Here is an 18,847-nt window from a genome sequence, read left to right on the forward strand (position 1 = left end):
GAACGCAGATGAATATCTCAAATCCGCGTTTATCCGCGTGTATCAGCGGTTGCAATTTGAGATTTGGCAATACTTAATTTATCGACGCGCACAATTAAATTCTCTTTTTACCTGTCCCTAGTCCCTATTTTTTCTTTACACCTAATAACTGAACTAACATAACGGCGCCAATATTCACAGCTAAAGTTAAAGCGAATAAAATCAAAGCTAAATAAGTTAAAGAGCCAATGTGCAATGCACTTGCAGCTTCTGGGAATTCGTTCGCTAATACGGCAGGAATTGAGTAACCAGGGTCGAGTAAGGAAGAACTGATAACTGAAGAGTTACCAATTACCAAAGTTACAGCCATTGTCTCACCTAAGGCTCGTCCTAAAGCTAGCATTGCCGCACCGACGATTCCGGAAGCACCTGAGGGTAGCAATACTCTAAAAATTGTTTCCCAGCGGGTGGAACCCAAAGCCATAGAGCCGGTTCGCAATTCACGGGGAATTACTAGCAATACATCGCGACTAATTGCTGCCATTGTGGGCAAAATCATGATCGCCAAGATGATACCGGCGATCAACATACTCGGACCTGAGGACTGGGTATTAAATAGGGGTATGAATTGAAATTTATTGTATAACCAGTCCTGCAAGGGTGTGAGGAAGGGAATTAAAACGTAAATTCCCCACAATCCAATGATGACGCTGGGAATGGCAGCGATGAGTTCGACAACAAATGCGATAGGCGATCGCACCCAATCTGGCAGAAAGTCTTCACTTGTGACTAAAGCTACTGCTAACCCTATTGGTACGGCGAGTATTAAAGAAAGGGCGCTACTGATTATTGTCCCATAAATATAAGGCAAAGCACCATAAATTTCGTTGGGTACATCCCAATCTTTGCCCCAGAAAAATCCTAATCCAAATTTAGCGATCGCTGGTCGAGCTTTGTCAAAAATTACCCAACTTATCCAAAACAGCAGCGCAACTGTCAAAAAAGCAAAGCTACGAACTACCCATATAAACCCATCATCTATAGATAAATTTTCCCCTTTTTTATTTGTAATATCAAGGTCAATATTTACTATATTAGGAACTTCTTCAGATACATTTGCCATAGATAATTAATTTAGCTTTACTACTTCATGAAGAGGGGAAAAGGGAAAAGGGGAAGGGGGAAAGGAAGAAGTAATTCAAAGCCAATCGACTGATTTTAAATAACTCTGTCCCTTTCCCCTTTTTTACAAACTATTTCACATTGCTGTTCACAGTATTAATCACTTGACCTGCTACACCACTAGGAATCCGGGTGTAGTTGAGGTCATCGTTGATATCTTGACCTTTTGTCAGAATCCACTGAACCAAGCTTTTAACAGCTTTCGATTTAGCTGGGTCTTTGTAGCTCTTGTAAATCATAATCCAAGTCATTCCCACGATGGGATAACCTTGTCCTGGATCTGATACAAAAACGCGGTAATTGCTAGGAAACTGTGCAGTTGACAAAGCTGCATTTGCAGTCTCTAAAGAAGGAGCAACATATTGTCCCGCTTTGTTTTGCACTTCTGCTGATTTCAAGTTGGCTGATTTAGCAAATTGATATTCAACATAACCAATAGAACCGGGAGTACGAGCAACTAGTGCAGCTACACCTGGGTTTCCTTTACCTTTGAGGCTATTTGTCAACCATTTTGGCGATTTGCTTACACCAATTCTACCTTTAAAATAAGGACTGATAGCACTCAAATGGTCTGTGAAAATGAAGGTTGTACCGCTACCATCGGCACGAACAACAGTTTTAATTGGTTGATTTGGCAGATTAACTCCTGGGTTATCAGCTTTGATTTTTGGGTCGTTCCAGTTAGTAATTTGACCAGAGAAAATTGCTGGAAGTGTAGCACGAGACAATTTCAGGTTACTGACACCAGGAGCGTTGTAAACAACGGAAACTGCACCACCTGCGGTAGGTACTAAAATCACACCCTGCTTGACTTTAGCTATTTCCGCATCGGTCATTGCGGCATCGCTTGCACCAAAGTCAACTGTGCCGGCAATTGTTTGGTTGATACCACCACCACTACCAATTGCTTGATAGTTAATTTTTAAGTCTGGGATGGTTTTTGTCACTTCACGGGCATATTTTTCATAAAGCGGTGCTGGAAAAGTTGCTCCCGCACCATTTAAAGTTACCGCAGAGGCGATCGCTGTAAAAATTGGACTAAACGCAACAGATGCTGTTAATACTGAACCAGTAACAGCACGATTCAATCCACTGATAGAAAAAATCATATTACCTCGTATTCCGGAAATGGCTTTGTTTAACTTACAACCAAAAATCAAACTACATTCTTTAGACTGATCAATACTTTAACCAGGGTTTAAATATTGATTAAGGAATCGTTAACTTTGGTTTTTTGTATCAATATACTGATTAATTGTTATCCATAATACAAGTTTTTGATTATACTTTTTTCAGATAAAAAGTGAAATATATTTTCGTCTGACATTTAAATATTGAAATTATAAAAAAATAGGCGAGAAAAATTCAATGTATACAGCAGGTTGCGTTTTTATTGAATACACGTAGAGACGTTACGAAAGGAACGTCTCTACACGGTTTTGGGTTTTATGCATGTACCTCCGAAACCTGAAATATGCTGTATAAACAAATGTAAAATTAACGTAGGGGAAGCAAAAAGCGGTTGCCTGTACCGTCCCGCTTTATCGCTGTTGTGTTAGACCAGAGTACGGCACCTTGGATTATCGATGGTGGGTTAGCGCCGAGAGTACGGCACTCTGCAATTTAAATTTCTTAACATAGTTGGAAATATTCCGGCATACTTACTTAGTGAGCTAATTGAAGTCTAGGCAAGGAATTATGACGGCTAAAAATAACACCGCGTCGCATTTCCACCCCGACATAAATGACGTTCAAGGTCAGCCGAATCCGGCTTGACTCTTGAATTTCGGGGCTACCATGCGATCGCGTTGCTCTGGTATACAGTTCAAGGTCAAGCCGTAGAGAGCGGAAATTTCCCAGCCTCGGCTAAGTCGTCACTTGTCATCTTCCTCAAAAGATTTAATGACATTTTATTGCATTAACTTAAATTTTCGTGTAAGCTCATTTCTAAAGTTGTTGAATAAAATTATCAACAAATAATAGGTAAAAATGACAATTTCTACAAGTCCGCTGTCGGTGGAGCAAGACCTTACCGACTCGCCTTGGTGGGCTGGTAACGCCAGACTCACTAGCTTATCGGGAAAACTACTGGGCGCTCACGTTGCTCATTCTGGTCTGATTGTTTTCTGGGCAGGAGCTATGACTTTATTTGAGCTAGCCCATTTTAATCCAGCAAAACCCATGTACGAGCAAGGCTTAATTTTGCTACCTCACCTTGCAACTCAGGGTTGGGGTGTAGGCGCAGGTGGTGCAGTTGTGGATACTTATCCCTATTTCGTCATTGGAGCTTTGCATCTGATTTCCTCAGCCTTTCTGGGCTTTGGAGGAATCTTTCATTCCCTGCGCGGTCCGGAAAAATTGGAGGGCAAAGTTCCTTTCTTTGGCTACGACTGGTCAGATACGGGCAAAATGACCACAATCCTTGGTATTCATCTAGTTTTACTAGGTTGTGGTGCATTCTTGTTAGTCGCCAAAGCAATGTACTTTGGTGGTTTGTATGACCCAAACATTGAGAATGTGCGGGTAATTACAAATCCGACACTAAACCCAGCTGTCATCTTTGGCTATCTATTTGGCGCAATTAGTAAATTCTGGATTGCTGGGGTTGACAACCTAGAAGATGTGGTTGGCGGTCACATTTGGGTTGGTTTGATGTTAATTTTCGGTGGACTTTTCCACATTGTCACCAAACCCTTTACTTGGACGCATCCACTATTTGTTTGGTCTGGAGAAGCTTATCTTTCCTACAGTTTGGGCGCTTTGGCACTGATGGGCTTTATCGCAACTCTCTTCGTATCGGTAAATACCACTGTTTATCCCGAAGTTTTTTATGGTCCAGGGCTTGTGGTTAGGCAGAATATCGTGCCGTACTTTTCATCAGTTGACCCTGATTTGGTAACTTCCCGGACTTGGTTAGCCAATGCTCACTTCTGGCTAGCCTTCTTCTTTCTCCAAGGTCATATCTGGCACGCTTTACGGGCGCGTGGGTTCGATTTTCGCAAAGGTAGGGTGAGTCGGGAAGCAGTTATTCCCCAACCGATTAGCTGAACTCAAATTAATGCTAATAATTAGCAAATGTCCAGAAAGATAATTCCGGAAAAATTGCCAAAAATTCTCAAGGAGTTTCCTAAATGACAGCAGTAATTGAAGATAGCCCCTACAAGCAACAAATACCTGATGTTGGCTGGTGGGCTGGTAACTTTCGTCTCACCAATCTATCGGGCAAATTATTAGGCGCTCATGTTGCCCATTCTGCATTGATTTTGTTATGGGCTGGGGGGATGACGCTGTTTGAGTTGTCACGTTTTAATCCTACTCAGCCAATGTATGAGCAAGGATTAATTCTGCTGCCTCATCTAGCGACTCTTGGTTTTGGTGTTGGTGCTGGTGGGCAAGTGATTAGCACCTATCCCTACTTCGTAATCAGCGTCTTGCATCTTATCTCTTCAGTTATTTTGGCAGCCGGTGGTATTTACCATTCTCTGCTAGGACCAGAGGTGTTAGAAGACAATCCTACTTGGGCTGGCTTTTTTGGCTACGACTGGAAAGACAAGGACAAGATGACAACAATCCTAGGCATTCACCTAACGCTTTTAGGTTTGGGTGCTTTGGCTTTGGTTGCCAAAGCGATGTTTTGGGGTGGACTGTTTGACCCTTGGCTAGCTGGTGGTGGAAATGTAAGGGTAATCAATCATCCTACCCTCAACCCATTCCGCATCTTTGGCTATCTGTTTGGGGCTTGGGGACCAGAGGGAATGGCAGCTGTTGATAACTTAGAAGATGTTGTCGGCGGTCATATCTGGGTTGGTTTGATGTTAATTGGCGGTGGCATTTTCCACATTTTGACTAAGCCTATGAAGTGGGCACGCCGAATTTTGATTTATTCAGGAGAAGCGTATTTGTCTTACAGCATTGGTGCTGTAGCATACATGGGCTTTTTGGCGGCATACTTTGCGTCGGTCAATAACACCGTCTATCCTGAAGTTTTCTATGGTTCGGTTAAAGCTATAGAAACTTCTGCTGGTGTAGTTTCCAGCCGTGGTTGGTTGGTAACTTTCCATTTTGTTTTAGCGCTCATATTCCTGTTAGGTCACATTTGGCACGCCCTCCGCGCCCGTGCAATTGAAGCCGGATTTGATTTCAAAAATGGTGACATGGTTCAAGCACCACGGGTGAATCGCCAAACGGGTAATCTCGCAACCGTAGTCAGCTCTTCTGATTTGACGCTGAAGTTTCTCAAATACTTACCAATTTACCGTCCAGGTATTTCTCCTCTCTCACGGGGATTGGAAATTGGTATGGCTCATGGTTACTGGTTGGTTGGTCCGTTTGCCACATTTGGTTCATTAGGTTTATTACGCAATAGTAATGCAGCTAGCTTAGTTGGTTTACTAGCCGCAGGCAGTTTGATTCTGATTCTGACAATTGGTTTTTCGATTTATGGCACTACCACTTTTGAAAGACAGCAAGAAATGTATCCACGACCAGCAACAGTTGCAACAGTTCCCCGTGTGCCAGAGAGTGTCAATTCTACTGAAAGATGGAGTGAATTTACTGAGGGGTTTTTAATCGGTGGGATTGGTGGAGCAATCTTCGCTTATCTGCTGTTGAGTGGTCTTGATGTGTTTAGTGCGATCGCTATTAACTCGCTTTAGTCATGTAGAGACTTAGTATGCAGTCAAGTAGAGACGTAGTATGTTACGTCTCTACAAAATTTAATGAACACATTGAATCGGAGAAAATTATGTCACAAATTGGTCTATTTTTCGGAACTACAACAGGTAAAACTGAGTCTGTAGCCGAGACAATTCAGAAAGAATTTGGTGGTGATGATGTAGTGACATTGCATAATATTGTAGACGTAGAAGATAGTGAGTTGACAAACTATCAATATCTAATTATTGGCTGTCCGACTTGGGATGTTGGCGAACTGCAAAGCGATTGGGAAGGCTATTTTACCGAGCTAGATGATATTGATTTCAGTGGTAAAAAGGTTGCATATTTTGGAACAGGCGACCAAAGGGGTTATCCTGAAAACTTTCAGGATGCAATGGGCATTTTGTCAGATAAAATTACCGAACGCGGCGGTATTACAGTTGGATATTGGTCTACAGATGGCTATGACTTCAATGAATCGAAAGCATTGATCAACGGTAAATTTGTAGGTTTGGCTATTGATGAAGATAACCAATCTAACTTGACTGACAAACGTATCAAAGCCTGGGTGGTTGAACTTAAAAAAGAGTTTGGTATATAGCCTAAATAATAGCTAAAGTTAATAGCTAACTTCGTTTCTTGCTGTTAGCTATTAACAGGATTAACGATAATTTTACAACTCTAAATACTTGCGGTTTAAATTAATGTCTAAACAGCCAGATGTCATTTGGTTGAATACAAGCCCTAGTTTGTTATGCTTTGCTAAACCGCTATTGCGTGAACTGTCACGTTATGTAACTATTGCCCGGTGGGAATATAGTCAAACTCAGGATGAAGCTAGTTCCTTAGATGTTGCGGTACAGCTGCTGCATAGTTATCTCGAATCAAGCAATCAACCTGTGCATCTGATTGGTCACAGTACCGGAGGATTACTAGGGCTACTATATACGCGTCGATATCCAGAAAAAGTTAAATCTTTAACTTTATTAGGTGTCGGTGCTGATGCAGCCCTTGACTGGCAAGCTCATTACTATACCCATCTTCCTTTCTTGAGTCAGCAAAAGATTCTCACTGCGATGGTGTACAACCTGTTTGGCTATCAGAATGAACACACCGTCAAGCGTCTAGAGAGTATTTTAGAGCAAGATAAGAATTGCTCGCTCTCACCTCACTCCCTGTTTAAACGGTTAAGTGTGCCTCCCTGTCCAGTCCCTGTGCCCTTAATGGTTTGTGGTAGCACTGACGATATCATTGTAGAACGCGATGCCCTGCAAGGATGGCGACCGTTTTTGATGGAGGGCGATCGCTATTGGGAATGTCAAAAAGGAGGGCATTTTTTTCACTTATTCGAGCCGCAGATCGTAGCAGAACAGATTCTCGACTTCTGGCAATCTCTACGTCAGTTGGATTCAGTTTGTTCCAAATTTGGCTTTTGGCTAACTTCTTGAATGCTGACGTCAGCTGTTGAAGATTCATGCCAAAATTGCAGATAAATCAGTTCGAGTTCGCTACCCACTTGAGAAAAATAGTCAATTTGGCGCGATCGCACAATTATAAAAATTCGCAAAAACACCAAAGCCAAAATCGCTACACTCATCCCAGTTACAGACGCAATCAGCGCTTGAGCGATACCACTTGCAACCGCAGACACATTAAGGCTGTTCACCTGACCACTTCTTAGCTGTTGAAAGGTGGTAGTTAAACCAGCTGATGTACCTAATATACCCAGCAATGGAGCGATCGCCATCACGCTTTCCAGTACCTTATCACCTTTATACATATCTATACATTCTTTATCAGATGCGGCTTTGATTGCCAGGTGAAAGATTTCCGGAGAAGATTTCCGCAGTCTTAGCGGTGCTAACAAAAAGCGACCAATTGCTAAACCTTGAGAACGAGAAGCGATGGCTTCAGCCTTTTCTAAGTCTACCCTGGCTGCACTCAACACTTCCTGCACTATCTGTTTTTCTTGGATAATTAGCTTAAACCAAAACCAACAGCGTTCTACAGCACAGCCAAAGGTAACAACAGATAAAACCAACAGGGGAAACATCACAAAACCACCTGCCAGTAAAATGTCATATATTTTGCTCATATTTAATTAACTAGGCACTTTGTTGTAAAAATTAATGCAGATTCCGGTTAGGATACCTGAATATTTTGTTGGCGATCGTTAAAAAATAATAAATTATAGGGCATGGGGCACGCTCGCATTGGGCATTGGTCATGGAAACAACCAACAACTAACAACCAACCACTAACCAATAACTAATAATATAAGAAAGTGCTTTACATTTATTTACTATAAACAATGGCAAGAGATTTACGGGGATTCATTAAAATTCTAGAAGAAAAAGGACAATTAAAGCGGATTTCTGCTTTAGTTGATCCAGATTTAGAAATTGCGGAAATTTCTAATCGAATGCTGCAAAAAGGTGGTCCCGGACTGTTATTTGAGAATGTCAAAGGTTCACCGTTTGCAGTGGCAGTGAATTTGATGGGGACAGTGGAAAGGATATGCTGGGCAATGAATATGCAGCATCCTCTAGAATTGGAGGATTTGGGGAAAAAGTTAGCGATGCTGCAACAACCAAAGCCGCCAAAGAAGATTTCCCAAGCGATAGACTTTGGTAAAGTGCTGTTTGATGTCCTCAAAGCGAAACCGGGACGCGATTTTTTCCCCGCTTGTCAGCAAGTTGTCATCCAAGGCAATGATTTAGACTTAAATAAGTTACCTTTGATACGTCCCTATCCCGGAGATGCTGGCAAGATTATCACGCTGGGGCTGGTAATTACAAGGGATTGTGAGACAGGTACGCCTAATGTAGGTGTGTATCGCTTGCAACTGCAATCTCCGAACACGATGACCGTTCATTGGTTATCGGTGCGGGGTGGGGCAAGACATTTGCGAAAAGCTGCCGAACGTGGAAAGAAATTAGAAGTAGCGATCGCTCTGGGGGTAGATCCTTTAATCATCATGGCAGCTGCCACCCCAATTCCGGTAGACTTATCAGAATGGCTGTTTGCGGGACTTTACGGCGGTTCTGGAGTAAGTTTGGCAAAGTGTAAAACGGTAGATTTAGAAGTTCCCGCAGATTCAGAATTTGTGCTGGAAGGAACAATTACACCAGGGGAAGTTTTAGCCGATGGTCCTTTTGGCGATCATATGGGATATTACGGTGGTGTGGAAGATTCACCGTTGGTTCGCTTTCAATGCATAACACACCGCAAAGATCCGATTTACTTAACAACATTTAGCGGTCGTCCACCCAAAGAAGAAGCGATGATGGCGATCGCACTCAATCGCATTTACACTCCAATTCTGCGGCAACAAGTCTCAGAAATTGTAGACTTTTTCTTACCAATGGAAGCGCTATCTTACAAAGCAGCTATTATCTCTATTGATAAAGCATATCCCGGACAAGCGCGACGGGCAGCTTTAGCGTTTTGGAGTGCTTTGCCACAATTCACATACACCAAATTTGTGATTGTTGTCGATAAAGATATAAATATTCGCGATCCCCGTCAAGTCGTGTGGGCAATTAGTTCTAAAGTAGATCCGACACGAGATGTATTTATTTTACCGAATACACCTTTTGACACTTTAGATTTTGCCAGCGAAAAAATCGGTTTAGGTGGAAGAATGGGAATTGATGCTACTACGAAGATTCCCCCAGAAACCGAACATGAATGGGGTGCTCCTTTAGAATCCGATGCAGATATAGCAGCGATGGTAGAAAGACGATGGGCAGAGTATGGTTTAGCAGATTTGCAATTGGGAGAAGTTGATCCAAATTTGTTCGGGTACGATATGAGGTAGAAATCTCTTTGTTCGTAGTGAGCGATTTATCGCTCAATTTATCCCTCAATTTATCCCTCAATTACAAAAGCGCGTATCCCTACCAAAACTAATAACACAAAGCATTAGCCTGCGTACCCTGAGGCTGTATTTTTAGAAGTTAAAGTCCACAAATTGGAGAATATATGCAAAAAAAGAGGAAAACTCAAGCATCAAAGTTAACAATGGGATTAGCAATCAGTTTTCTCAGTGCGATCGCTAATACTGGTATAGCTAATCAAATAGTCTTAGCCCAAGCAACCAAGCAACAAAAGTGTGATATTTCTGTTTATGTCACCGACAAAGATCCCCAAGGATTAAATGTGCGAAATGGCGCAAGTTCCAATAACATAATTTTAGGAAAAGTACCTGGTAACGAGACAGTTCAAATCGTCGCTACTTCCGGAAGTTGGGCACAGATAAAAAATATCGGTAGCGGTTTTAAAGGAACTGGTTGGGCATATTTACCAAACTTAGGCATATCGACGCGGGGCTACAATACAAATGGCGTAAATATTTACACCAGCACTAATCCAACAAGTCGTAAATTAGGCAAAGTTCCCCCTAATACCAGTGTTAAATTATTAGGCTGCCAGGGACAATGGGCGCAAGTAGAATATAAAGGTATTAAGGGTTGGTTGGCTAGGCTTGACCAATGTGGTGCAGCCCTTACCAGTTGTTCTTAAAATTAAAATTCTTACCCCAGCTGCCAACAAACAGGGGGAGCAACGCACTTTATCGACAATTTGGGTCTAAAACCCCGTCCTGAAAGTACTGGTTTACCGAGATTTCTGCTACAATGTAGGTAGTCGCCATAGGGCATTGGGAGACTTGAAACGGACGTGCAGAGACTGTAAGACTACTTAGTAGCAAGTTTCGGTGAAGCGCCAACAAATCCTCGCTCATGAAAGGACGAGCAGGTATGTCAAAAATACGCATTGAATTTAGCCCGTGCAGACGGGCTTTGTTCTTATAGCCCCACCCTGGAAGGGTTCGAGGGATTAAATGCATTATTTGAGGAATAACCCAAGCCAAATTATCTAAACGCATTAACCAATTAATTTTTTTAACACAAAGCAACACCCGCATTACCGAGTTCTCCTCTGAGATATTTTTTTGATAAACTCGATACTAAATCTGGCGATAAATTGTGCTTATCAAAATCCAGTGCTGGCATTGTTTGCCAGCAGTTGCGGCAAAAGTAGTAAACTTGGGAACCGCGTATATGTCGTAAAAGTAATCCAGAACAGCAAGGACAGTTATTCATGATTTGTCAAACTTATAATCATAAAGGTGTAAATTGTAAATTAGAGCAATCACCTATGCAACAGCAAATCAAGTAAGTTGCTTGAAATAAAGTTAAATATTCACTTCATTTAAGTCCACCTACTTAGCTCTTTTTTCAGAATAACGATCAAATTTGAGGAACTTGTGAGGAAAAGTTGATTTTTTATAAAGATTTGTAAATGTAACTTCTTAATTAAAGACATGGAAAATGCCGCTGAATTGATTGTGCTGCTCTTTTTGCTTGGCACTTGATGCTACTTGAGGCAATGCGAATGTCATCTCGGCTAAGTTTGTGTCTGTGGATGCAGGTTTTTCTGCCCTAACCCCCTGAAAAAAGCTTTCGAGTAAAATCAGTCAACATTTATCTTACATAGTTTTGTTAATCTAGATAAATTATTCATTTTTTTGTTGTAGCTTTTATAACGAATAGAAAAATACCACTTTAGATACTCTGTTAAAGCTTGAGGCAAGTAAACTTTTGTGTATATACTCCGCTTTTAGCTGTGTTGCCTCGGCTAGACTGGGCAACATGTCATATAATCTATGGCAATAAAGCCGTAGATTACAAACCTTTGAGTATTTATAGCTAGCATTAGCATCAAAGGGTATTATATAAGGGTAATTATCATTATAAAAACGCTTTTTTTGCCTTTATTTGAAAAAAAATTGTGGATAGAGAAATTGGACATTTCCTAACTTTATTCAATAAACATTTTTTGCAAATGATTCTTTATACCTTGCTCTCAAGTGGGAAATTACCTGATAAATCAACGTGAGAAAATGTAATCTTAATTACCATAAAAATCTGTTGCAAATTTAACTTTTGTCCAGAATACATTAGTGATTTTTAAACTGTTGATTAACACAACTTATGCATGAAAGCAACAAGTAATAACTCAGGTAGAATAAAATTAAAAGCAGATAAGTTGCTCAAGCTGATAAAAAAAGTGAAGAATTAATGTTATTTTTTCTTGACTGTGGACTTTAGAATATTTCCTTAGTTGCTGAAGACAATTTTCTATTAAAGTGAGAACAAACCCATAGATTAGAAGAATGCGAATTTGCCGAAAAAACATCCTGGATTTAAAATATAGAGGTATCAATGACTATTACTACTTTTAACAAAGAAACAAATCAAGATAAAATACTCAAGGAAAAACCACGTAGGCAAGGGCAACCCCTTATGAACACTGGTGTCGAAAGTGAAAACACCAATAAACCAAACACTTCAGTTGACCAATTGATTTGCAATAGATCAAATCGCGGTCGAGTGGCGATTTTTATTGATGGCTCAAACTTATTTCATACAGCATTGCAACTCGGCATTGAAATTGACTATGCTAAATTACTCTGCCATTTAACTCAAGATGCAAGATTATTGCGTGCTTTCTTTTACAGTGGAATGGAGCGCGGCAATGACAAGCAACAGGGTTTTCTCTTCTGGATGCGTCGCAATGGTTATCGCGTAGTCACCAAAGAGCTAATTTCGCTTCCAGATGGTTCTAAAAAATCAAATCTGGATGTAGAAATTGCTGTAGATATGATAACTTTATCACCCTACTACGATACTGCCGTCTTAGTCGGTGGACATGGAGATTTGGCTTATGCGGTTAATGCTTTGAGCTACAAAGGAGTTCGGGTTGAAGTCGTCAGCTTGCGCGGAATCAGTAGCGACAGCTTAATTGATGTTGCTGACTGCTTCATTGACCTCGATAGCATTAAACAAGATATTCAAAAAGCTCCTCATTCTGGCTATAATTACCGATCGCTCTCAAACTCCAGCCTTTAAAAAGCAATAAAAATTTATCGTGCCCTGCCTGAAGGCGATCGCAATTGTAGTCTTAATGGGTCAGATATTGGCGGGAAAAATTTCAACCTAACTAAGTAGCTCAACGATAATTAGGAGTGCGATCGCACTCCTCGCGAATTTGAATCTAATCGAAAAATTTATTGCCAAAATACTCTAATTGTGCATATAAACAAGTTGATTGTAAGTGCGATCGCGGAGTGACTCTGTAAGAGTATCGGCTGTTTACTAAAATTGCCGCTTGAGCGTTTTCCTTAGTAAAATGACAAGCGCCTTAATCTCTGTGTAGCCAGATGGACATTTTAATTGTCGAAGATGAACTAGAAATCGCTCAATTAATCCAACTTTCTTTAGAAAAAGAAGGATTTTCCTGTCGCATTAGTCGCGATGGTATAAGTGCCTTAAGGATGTTTCAAGAGCAACCACCAGATTTAATCATCCTAGATTTAATGATTCCTGGTTTGGATGGGCTGGAAGTCTGTGCGAGAATTCGCCATAAACCTGGTGCAAAAGATCCTTATATTTTAATGCTCACCGCCAAAGGCGAGGAAATTGATCGCGTAATTGGCTTATCTACTGGTGCTGATGATTACATGGTAAAACCATTCAGCCCCAGAGAGTTAGTTGCTAGAGTCAGAGCGCTATTACGACGTAGTTTCCGCCAAGGGGGACAAAATCAGGTGTACCGTACACAAAATTTTATCGTCGATGTCGAGCAGCGCACTGCCAGCCGCCAAAAAAATTCTCAGGAATTGGAAATTTTGGACTTAACTAGCCTTGAATTTAACTTATTAAGCACCTTTGTTAGCAATCCGGGTCGAGTTTGGAACCGCAGCCAGCTAATTGACAAACTTTGGGGTGATAACTTTTTTGGTGATGAGCGGGTGGTGGATACTCATGTTGCTCGCTTGCGGAAAAAAATTGAGCCAGACCAAGCTCACCCTAGTTTTATTAAAACTGTTGTTGGGGTAGGTTATAAATTTGAAGATCCCACTATAGTTTAGATAAAAATGGGCTTCAGGAAAATGAAATCTTTGCCTTTGGCATCGCGTCTATTTGTCTCCCACCTAGTAGTGATGATGGTGGGGGTAGCTAGTCTGGTGACGATCAGCAAAGTTTCTTCACCCCGCTTTTTTGTTCTGCACTTGAAAAAACTAGAAGATCGAGGACTCGACTTAATCGATGTCCGTGCTGATTTGGTTGATGGATTTGAATTTGCTTGGCGCCGAAGTACTCTCTGGTCAGTCTTGGTGGGGACTACAGCAGCCGGCGGATTGAGTTACTGGGTGTCCAAACGAATTATGCAGCAATTGACCGAAATTGAACAAATCACTCAAAAGATTGCTGCTGGTCAGCTTGATGAAAGACTACCCTTGTCTGGTATTCCCGAACTGAATCGACTCGGTGCTTCTTTTAACCGAATGGCAGCAAGTTTGGAAGGAGTAGAAGCGCGGCGCCGAGAATTAATTGGAGACATGACCCATGAACTGCGGACACCCCTAACAGTTGTGCGTGGTTACTTAGAAGAACTTGCCGATGGTGGAATTAAGCCGACTCCTGAGATTTATCAACGGTTAACAAAAGAAACTAAGCGTTTAGAAAGGTTAGTCAACGATTTGCAAGAACTTTCTAAAGCGGAAGCTGGTTATTTGCCAGTTAATATCCAACCAATGAATCTACGTCCGTTATTAGAGTCATTAGTAGAGAAATTTGCCGACCAGTTGCTAGAAGATGGTCCAGTTTTGCGTTTAGAATGTTCATCACCACTGCCTTTTGTTTTGGCAGATATTGACCGCACAGAACAAATTTTGGTTAATTTGCTGGGGAATGCGGTGCGTTATACTCCCACAGGTTCGATTATTATTCGTGTTTGGACTGAAGAATCAAAACTTTGGATTGCAGTTATTGATACAGGCATTGGGATTGCGACCTCCGATTTACCTCATGTGTTTGAGCGTTTTTGGCGAACCGATACTTCACGCGATCGCCATTCTGGAGGAACTGGTATTGGTTTAACTATCTCCCGCAGTTTGGTGGAACTGCAAAGCGGTCAAATTGAAGTCGAAAGCGAACTGGGGTCTGGGAGTACGTTTTGTTTTTCGCTGCCTTTAGCTTAAGAAATTATTTTTCGGCACTTCACGCTGCAAATATATTTGACGATACAACTTATTGACACAAGCTAGCCACAGTCACGTCATATCCAATTGCTAGGTTAAAAGTATAGAAAATAATGCTTCAAACTTCTCACTAATATTAGAGGTAATTACTACTTTACGCATAATTATATCATTCGTAAGCCAAATTTTCGCACAAAAAACGAAGCTGCATGTTACGCTTCACTTCGTCTTGCTCTCTAGAAAGTCAGTATTACAGACAAATATTGTGTAATCTCTCTTTTAATTAACATACACGCTTTCTCAATATGTCTACTTTTTTCTTTGCTGGATTTTTTGTTAGTGTACTAACTTTATTTGGTTGTCTAGCGATCGCTTACCTGTTTCCCCAAGATCATTCCCCAGGTAAGTAACTCATAATACCTTTTTTTCATCACTCCCACCATATCTAATCAACTTCATTCCTGTGCGTCATCATGTGATGACGCATTTTTGCTTTATTGTCACAAATAATTCTCCTTTTTAATATTGTTGCCAATATTTCTATAATCCTTTTTGACGCTACAAGTAGCATTCAACTTGTAATCGGCATTTTTATTCCTAAAATTGTCAAATTTTATACTTATAAAAAAATGCCAAACTGGCAACAGTGATTTGTTTTTTTAGTTATCCTGGAAACTTATCAACAAAGCAACATTACAATTATTTTATACTATCAAAAAAAATATCAAGCACGATTTTATAAGCTATACTCCTTACCCTCACATTGTTTTATCAATTGTATCTAACGAATTTTCTGGTAATATTACGAAACCGGATAGCAATAAAAACAACTATCTATTTGCTTGTAAATGAGCAAAGTGCAACCGGTGAAATCAAAGCTTGATTGGCAATTACTGATGAGGATAATTAAGTAAAAGTAATTTTTACTTAAGTTTATCTAATAATTGGATATTTTGTTATACACGGAGTAAAATCACAAAATATGTAGCAGTACTTTGTTGAAATCCCACTAATAGTAGATAAACTTTCTGCCATAAAAACTTGAAAATTTTGATAAGAACAAGATTGATCCAGTGAAAATTATCAGTATAATTGCTAGTCTATTGAGTTATATTCAAAATTAGGTGTAAGTACTGTTTGATATGTTTTCGGATTTCTACTAACATTTATCAAGAGATAAAAATGTATCATTGAGATCAAACTCACAAATTAACTATCGCTGTTCAAGCAGATGAATGTCCCCCGACAAAATAATGTAATAATTTCCTCAAGGTCATTTTTGGTAAATATTAAATAGCTTAAGGAGTGCTAACAGTGCATAAAATTCAATTAGCTTTACTTATTAGTTACCTGTTGATGACCTGCTATTTTTTTAGCAATTGGTTCAGATTTACCTTACGTCATCCCAGTTATTCACCAGAAGATAAGTTTTTATCTTTGGCAATGTTTTTCATCTCAACTGGATTATGGCCCTTACTTCTTCCCGTTTCTTGTATACAAGTGGTTAAGACACGGGAATTAGAGTTTAGCGCTGTGTTTCCTGTGATATTAGCAGCCTTTACGTTTAGTGTTTCGTTCTATTTGAGTTAAATGCATTCTTCGTTTGTGTTGTGGTATAAATTTATGCGTTTGACACAAGCTCATTGCCGAAATTTTCACTCCTTTATCTAGGGATTAAGCCGACGTGATAAATGCCTCATAAAATGGGGACAGATACAGAGAATAGTGATCGTAGATAAAGCCAATATTCAATCAAGTTGGAATAGCTTACTATATCTGTTTATTTTACTTTCCCCCTCGCCTCATCTTTAGCGGAAAATTAGACCAACTTGCTTTTCGTCATTTGAAAGTGAGTATTTACGTTCACCTCACTACTCATCAGCCTAGAAGCCGTAACGAGACAGTCTAGGCATCTACCATCCTCATTTATACTTTACCTAATCAAGCTTTAATAACGATAAAAGCGATCGCTCTTCCATTCCAAGTGCGATCGCTTTTTAATATCTGTGCAATTTAGTCAGGACTTGATTGTTGATTACGAATGTAGAGACGCGAAATTTCGCGTCTCTACATCTGTTGGAAAAGATGTCTATTGCGTTTGTTGCTGAGGGAAAGCACCAGGACGCACAGATAAATTGAGCTTTTGCCCATTGCGACGCAGTTCTAAGCGTACATCTGTGCCGATTTGACTATTTTCTACTGCCTGTTGTACACTGGCAGAATCGGCAACTGATTGACCATTCAGTTTTTGGATCACATCACCAGCACGTATTCCCGATACTGCTGCTGGTGAATTGGGCACAACTTTCACAACTAACACACCTTTATCTTCATTCACGGTTAAACCGCTATTGGGATCTGAGTTGATAGTTTGCTTTAACTCAGGTGTCAAAGCTTGCATCTGAATTCCCAGATAAGGATGTTGTACTTTACCTGTAGATATCAGTTGTTGAGAAATGTGTTGCGCTGTATTGATGGGAATCGCAAAACCTAATCCTTGCGCTCCTTGAATTATAGCTGTATTCATGCCAATTACCTCGCCACGGGCATTCAGCAGAGGTCCACCAGAGTTACCGGGATTAATTGCGGCATCTGTTTGAATATACTGTACTCGCCGGTCGGGTGCGCCAATTTGATTGCTAGTGCGTCCGGTAGCGCTGATGATGCCAGTAGTTACGGTATTATCAAGACCAAGAGGATTACCGATCGCGATCGCCCATTGTCCTGGTTGTAAGGAGTCTGAGTTACCTAATTTCAATGTTGGCAGATTTTCGGCTTGAATCTTCACAACAGCCACATCTGTTAACTCATCTTTACCCAGCACTTTACCTTGGAAGCTGCGTCCATCTTTAAGTATAACCTTTACCTTATCTGCACCATCCACCACATGGGCATTGGTCAAAATGCGACCATCAGCACCGATAATGAAACCAGAGCCTGTACCCCGTTGCACCCGGTTTTGTGGTGATGTTGGTAGTTGAGATCCAAAGAAGCGTCGGAAAGCTGGATCGTTAAATTCTTCTGGTAACTGGGTTTTTACAGTCCGGGAAGCCTCAATTCGTACCACCGCCGTACCGACATTTTGCACAACCCCGGTGATAAAATTAGGATCGGCGTTGGCAGGTAAGGGAGGGGCAGCATTTACCGGACTCACTGCCAAGGTAGATGCGCTTTGAGATATGTCTTGCTGGTGTGATGCGAAATAACCGCCGGCAAATGTCATACCCGATCCCAGCAGCACCAACGATAGATTAAAAGCTGTTTTCTTCCAAGGTGCATTAGGAGTTTTTTCAGAATAAGCGTTAAAATTATCTTTGTCTTGTGGTTGATTTTGCATTTGTCTGGAAAGATATAAAGATATCTAGATATAGTCTTAATCTAGATATACATTATGACGTTCCTGTGTCAGGATTGTGGCATCAGTGTTAAGAGGGTTATTTATAGTTTAGCCCTGGCGAATAGAATTCGCGGCTATACAGACAAAACCCACCTACGTGGGTTTAAAATCCTTGATTTTCTCTTAGTTTAGCCCTGGCGAATAGAATTCGCGGCTACACAGACAAAACCCACCTAGGTGGGTTTAAAATCCTTGATTTTCTCTTAGTTTAGCCCTGGCGAATAGAATTCGCGGCTACACAGACAAAACCCACCTAGGTGGGTTTAAAATCCTTGGTTTTCTCTTAGTTTAGCCCACGCAGGTGGGCTTCGTTTGTGTAGCCCCAGGCTTCCAGCCTGAGGGCGTTATGTGCAGCCTCACATAGAATTGGTATTAGATATACCAGAATAACCTATACAATTTATTAGGGAACTTACTGAAACTATTTAGGCTCATGGCAACCACATCTAATCTTCAGGTGACAATTTCCCTATCAGATCCGGATTTAGATGACCAAGAGTTGCAAGCAGAAGTGGAAAATTTGCTACCCCAGGTTAGAGAGGTGGATGGGGTAGAAGAAGCAGATTTAGTGGCAGTTACAGAAA

14 protein-coding genes are annotated in these 18,847 nt (G+C 40.7%); 9 read left to right on the plus strand and 5 right to left on the minus strand.

The features are described 5' to 3' along the window. Positions 1 to 124 precede the first annotated feature (124 nt). Both pstC and pstS read right to left on the minus strand, forming a co-directional pair. Entirely contained in the window at positions 125 to 1,102 is a 978-nt protein-coding gene (gene pstC, locus OGM63_RS08825) for a phosphate ABC transporter permease subunit PstC (RefSeq protein ID WP_263745151.1), read from the minus strand. A 130-nt stretch (positions 1,103 to 1,232) separates the two neighbouring features. Beyond that, positions 1,233 to 2,270, minus strand: a complete 1,038-nt coding sequence (pstS, locus tag OGM63_RS08830; RefSeq protein ID WP_263745152.1) for a phosphate ABC transporter substrate-binding protein PstS — start codon at positions 2,268 to 2,270, stop codon at positions 1,233 to 1,235. A gap of 880 nt (positions 2,271 to 3,150) precedes the next feature. Between pstS and OGM63_RS08835 the strand changes: the two genes are divergently transcribed. The 4 genes from OGM63_RS08835 to OGM63_RS08850 all read left to right on the plus strand — a co-directional run bounded on the left by OGM63_RS08835 (position 3,151) and on the right by OGM63_RS08850 (position 7,265). Continuing rightward, a complete protein-coding gene (locus OGM63_RS08835) occupies positions 3,151 to 4,209 on the plus strand; it encodes a chlorophyll a/b binding light-harvesting protein (RefSeq protein WP_263745153.1) in 1,059 nt (352 codons plus the stop codon). Positions 4,210 to 4,292: 83 nt separating this feature from the next. Continuing rightward, positions 4,293 to 5,816 (plus strand): chlorophyll a/b binding light-harvesting protein, encoded by a 1,524-nt coding sequence (locus tag OGM63_RS08840; RefSeq protein ID WP_263745154.1) that lies wholly within the window; start codon positions 4,293 to 4,295, stop codon positions 5,814 to 5,816. Between the two features lie 89 nt (positions 5,817 to 5,905). After that, on the plus strand, positions 5,906 to 6,418 hold the full coding sequence (gene fldA, locus OGM63_RS08845; RefSeq protein WP_263745155.1) for a flavodoxin FldA: 513 nt from the start codon (positions 5,906 to 5,908) through the stop codon (positions 6,416 to 6,418). 103 nt (positions 6,419 to 6,521) lie between these two features. Continuing rightward, the gene (locus tag OGM63_RS08850; RefSeq protein WP_263745156.1) at positions 6,522 to 7,265 is read left to right on the plus strand and encodes an alpha/beta fold hydrolase; all 744 of its coding nucleotides are present in this window, start codon (positions 6,522 to 6,524) and stop codon (positions 7,263 to 7,265) included. On the opposite strand, the gene OGM63_RS08855 is transcribed toward OGM63_RS08850, so the two are convergent. Continuing rightward, complete coding sequence (locus OGM63_RS08855; RefSeq protein ID WP_263745157.1) at positions 7,217 to 7,912, minus strand: MotA/TolQ/ExbB proton channel family protein; 696 nt, start codon at positions 7,910 to 7,912, stop codon at positions 7,217 to 7,219. The genes OGM63_RS08850 and OGM63_RS08855 overlap by 49 nt on opposite strands. 216 nt (positions 7,913 to 8,128) lie before the next feature. Here OGM63_RS08855 and OGM63_RS08860 point away from each other — a divergent pair, with 216 nt between their 5' ends. Then, positions 8,129 to 9,637, plus strand: coding sequence for a UbiD family decarboxylase (locus tag OGM63_RS08860; protein WP_263745159.1), 1,509 nt, complete (start codon positions 8,129 to 8,131; stop codon positions 9,635 to 9,637). Positions 9,638 to 9,801: 164 nt separating this feature from the next. Further along, entirely contained in the window at positions 9,802 to 10,341 is a 540-nt protein-coding gene (locus OGM63_RS08865; RefSeq protein WP_263745160.1) for an SH3 domain-containing protein, read from the plus strand. 380 nt (positions 10,342 to 10,721) lie between these two features. On the opposite strand, the gene OGM63_RS08870 is transcribed toward OGM63_RS08865, so the two are convergent. Continuing rightward, a complete protein-coding gene (locus OGM63_RS08870; protein WP_263745161.1) occupies positions 10,722 to 10,922 on the minus strand; it encodes a hypothetical protein in 201 nt (66 codons plus the stop codon). A 1,122-nt stretch (positions 10,923 to 12,044) separates the two neighbouring features. On the opposite strand from OGM63_RS08870, the gene OGM63_RS08875 reads away from it, so the two are divergent. The 3 genes from OGM63_RS08875 to OGM63_RS08885 all read left to right on the plus strand — a co-directional run bounded on the left by OGM63_RS08875 (position 12,045) and on the right by OGM63_RS08885 (position 14,866). Continuing rightward, complete coding sequence (locus OGM63_RS08875; protein WP_375340471.1) at positions 12,045 to 12,731, plus strand: LabA-like NYN domain-containing protein; 687 nt, start codon at positions 12,045 to 12,047, stop codon at positions 12,729 to 12,731. Positions 12,732 to 13,042: 311 nt separating this feature from the next. Continuing rightward, positions 13,043 to 13,753: a response regulator transcription factor gene (locus OGM63_RS08880; protein ID WP_263745162.1), complete on the plus strand. Its 711-nt coding sequence runs from the start codon at positions 13,043 to 13,045 to the stop codon at positions 13,751 to 13,753. A 21-nt stretch (positions 13,754 to 13,774) separates the two neighbouring features. Further along, complete coding sequence (locus OGM63_RS08885; protein WP_263745163.1) at positions 13,775 to 14,866, plus strand: sensor histidine kinase; 1,092 nt, start codon at positions 13,775 to 13,777, stop codon at positions 14,864 to 14,866. Between the two features lie 2,089 nt (positions 14,867 to 16,955). Here OGM63_RS08885 and OGM63_RS08890 read toward each other — a convergent pair. Continuing rightward, positions 16,956 to 18,203 (minus strand): HhoA/HhoB/HtrA family serine endopeptidase, encoded by a 1,248-nt coding sequence (locus tag OGM63_RS08890; RefSeq protein ID WP_263745164.1) that lies wholly within the window; start codon positions 18,201 to 18,203, stop codon positions 16,956 to 16,958. Between the last annotated feature and the right edge of the window lie 644 nt (positions 18,204 to 18,847).

The organism is Plectonema radiosum NIES-515, assembly GCF_025753815.1.
Taxonomy (GTDB): domain Bacteria; phylum Cyanobacteriota; class Cyanobacteriia; order Cyanobacteriales; family Nostocaceae; genus Hassallia; species Hassallia radiosum_A.

What these genes read in the sequence shown, in the direction of transcription:
- OGM63_RS08850 (WP_263745156.1), top strand. Translation starts at nt 6,522, where the DNA reads ATGTCTAAACAGCCAGATGTCATTTGGTTGAATACAAGCCCTAGTTTG.
- OGM63_RS08865 (WP_263745160.1), top strand. Translation starts at nt 9,802, where the DNA reads ATGCAAAAAAAGAGGAAAACTCAAGCATCAAAGTTAACAATGGGATTA.
- pstC (WP_263745151.1), bottom strand. Translation starts at nt 1,102, where the DNA reads ATGGCAAATGTATCTGAAGAAGTTCCTAATATAGTAAATATTGACCTT.
- OGM63_RS08880 (WP_263745162.1), top strand. Translation starts at nt 13,043, where the DNA reads ATGGACATTTTAATTGTCGAAGATGAACTAGAAATCGCTCAATTAATC.
- OGM63_RS08835 (WP_263745153.1), top strand. Translation starts at nt 3,151, where the DNA reads ATGACAATTTCTACAAGTCCGCTGTCGGTGGAGCAAGACCTTACCGAC.
- OGM63_RS08855 (WP_263745157.1), bottom strand. Translation starts at nt 7,912, where the DNA reads ATGAGCAAAATATATGACATTTTACTGGCAGGTGGTTTTGTGATGTTT.
- OGM63_RS08890 (WP_263745164.1), bottom strand. Translation starts at nt 18,203, where the DNA reads ATGCAAAATCAACCACAAGACAAAGATAATTTTAACGCTTATTCTGAA.
- OGM63_RS08875 (WP_375340471.1), top strand. Translation starts at nt 12,045, where the DNA reads ATGACTATTACTACTTTTAACAAAGAAACAAATCAAGATAAAATACTC.
- OGM63_RS08885 (WP_263745163.1), top strand. Translation starts at nt 13,775, where the DNA reads ATGAAATCTTTGCCTTTGGCATCGCGTCTATTTGTCTCCCACCTAGTA.
- OGM63_RS08870 (WP_263745161.1), bottom strand. Translation starts at nt 10,922, where the DNA reads ATGAATAACTGTCCTTGCTGTTCTGGATTACTTTTACGACATATACGC.
- fldA (WP_263745155.1), top strand. Translation starts at nt 5,906, where the DNA reads ATGTCACAAATTGGTCTATTTTTCGGAACTACAACAGGTAAAACTGAG.
- pstS (WP_263745152.1), bottom strand. Translation starts at nt 2,270, where the DNA reads ATGATTTTTTCTATCAGTGGATTGAATCGTGCTGTTACTGGTTCAGTA.
- OGM63_RS08860 (WP_263745159.1), top strand. Translation starts at nt 8,129, where the DNA reads ATGGCAAGAGATTTACGGGGATTCATTAAAATTCTAGAAGAAAAAGGA.
- OGM63_RS08840 (WP_263745154.1), top strand. Translation starts at nt 4,293, where the DNA reads ATGACAGCAGTAATTGAAGATAGCCCCTACAAGCAACAAATACCTGAT.